The organism is Chryseobacterium sp. GP-SGM7 (genome assembly GCF_049166575.1).
Classification (GTDB): Bacteria; Bacteroidota; Bacteroidia; order Flavobacteriales; family Weeksellaceae; genus Chryseobacterium.
On record NZ_JBMHFF010000013.1, the window covers coordinates 1 to 1570 of the forward strand.

The following is a 1570-nucleotide window of genomic DNA, read 5'->3' on the forward strand; positions in this document are numbered from 1 at the left end:
AACCCATAATTTTTTTTTCAATTGAAAAGAAAAAACTGTACTTTTGAGAAAAGCGAGCAAGCGAAGAAGTTCACAGTGAAAAGCCTCGCGCAAGAAAAACTTGAGTAGAGAAATCTTGAAAAGTAGTATAGACTACGGCATGTACGATTATGGAGCGAGGATGTATATGCCGGATATCGGGAGATGGGGTGTCGTCGATCCTTTAAGCGAAAAATACAGAAGACATTCTACATATGCTTATGTTGTAAATAATCCTATTCGTTTCATTGATCCCGATGGAATGCAAGTTTGGCCACCTGAAGGTGGAAGTGATGGGCAGACTTGGAGTGACAGCGATGGAGATTTTGTCAATATGAATGGCACTTGGTATAAAGATGATGGTGCTTTGATGGGTTTTCTGTGGGGTTCTCGATACCAATCTGTAAATACAAAAAATACCGGTGGAACTCCAGGATATAATGGAAAGACAATGCTTCCTGATTCCTCATATGATTACACATATGATTTGATGCCGGGAAAAGAAGCTGATGACACAAACTATTGGAAGAACGGAGAAAGTGGAGTGATGGCTTCAAGATTTTTGGAAACTACCGGTAGAGATGCTACCGCTGTAGAAAATAGAACTACTACTATTGAAGCTGCTAGTATAGTTGTTACTACTGGTAAAGCTGGTAAAGGAGGAAGAGGATCTAATAATAGAACACCTGCACGTGATGCAGTTGGTGATCATACTGTTATTAATGAAAGAGGTTCAACGTCTTATAAAGTTAATCCTAATAACCCAAATAAAAACGATAAAGGAGTTGGTTTTGAAACAAGTAAAAGAGTTGACTACAAAGGAGCACCACATGTAAATAAGAAAACAGGTGTTAAAACGCCTACTCCACATGTCCAAGAAAATGGAAATGTGCGTCCTGCAATTCCAGGTATAGATATGCCAAGAAAAACGTTATAAATATGATAAATTGGTTGCAAAAATGGTTTAATGAACAGATAGATGGAAATTGGGAACATGAAGCTGTTTTAAAAATCGAAACGATAGATAATCCAGGATGGAGTTTAGAAGTTAATTTAGTACAAGGGTCTATCCCTTCTACTGAGTGGAAGCTATTTGAGGTTTCTGATGATAACTGGGTAGGATATAAATTCGAGGATAATACTTTTCATGCTTCAGGAGATCCGAATAAATTGAGTCTATTAATAGGTATGTTTAAAGAGTTGGTTGAAAAAAGTTTTATTGAAGATGATTTTATTAAAAAAGGAATACTTGAAAAATGACATTCTCCCCCGCTACCGCACGATTGTATCGTGTGGCAGATAATAAAAAAACCTTGCAAATTGCAAGGTTTTGTGTTTTATAAAGCGGCTACATTTTTATTAAAGAAGTTTTATTTTATATCATGCAACACATTAGAGAGCGCATCTTTCAATTTACGTTTACCGATAAAAGCATCGAGCATTGTGTAGATGGTTTGTTTTTCTTCGGGTGAAAGACTTTCCATTAAGGCTACTTTTTCCATCAGAGATTTATCTAAAGAATTAATTTCTTTGAGTTCATCGGTCGAAGCAA

General features: G+C 36.4%; 3 protein-coding genes. 2 read left to right on the plus strand and 1 reads right to left on the minus strand.

Annotation, left to right across the window (positions count from 1 at the left end; genetic code table 11):
* Positions 1–100: 100 nt before the first annotated feature.
* Entirely contained in the window at positions 101–955 is an 855-nt protein-coding gene (locus ACOOWA_RS18055) for an RHS repeat-associated core domain-containing protein (protein ID WP_421377340.1), read from the plus strand.
* Between the two features lie 2 nt (positions 956–957).
* Positions 958–1278, plus strand: coding sequence for an immunity 53 family protein (locus ACOOWA_RS18060; RefSeq protein WP_421377342.1), 321 nt, complete (start codon positions 958–960; stop codon positions 1276–1278).
* 110 nt (positions 1279–1388) lie between these two features.
* On the opposite strand, the gene ACOOWA_RS18065 is transcribed toward ACOOWA_RS18060, so the two are convergent.
* On the minus strand, positions 1389–1570 hold a 182-nt coding region (locus ACOOWA_RS18065; RefSeq protein ID WP_421377344.1), incomplete at its 5' end, for a hypothetical protein.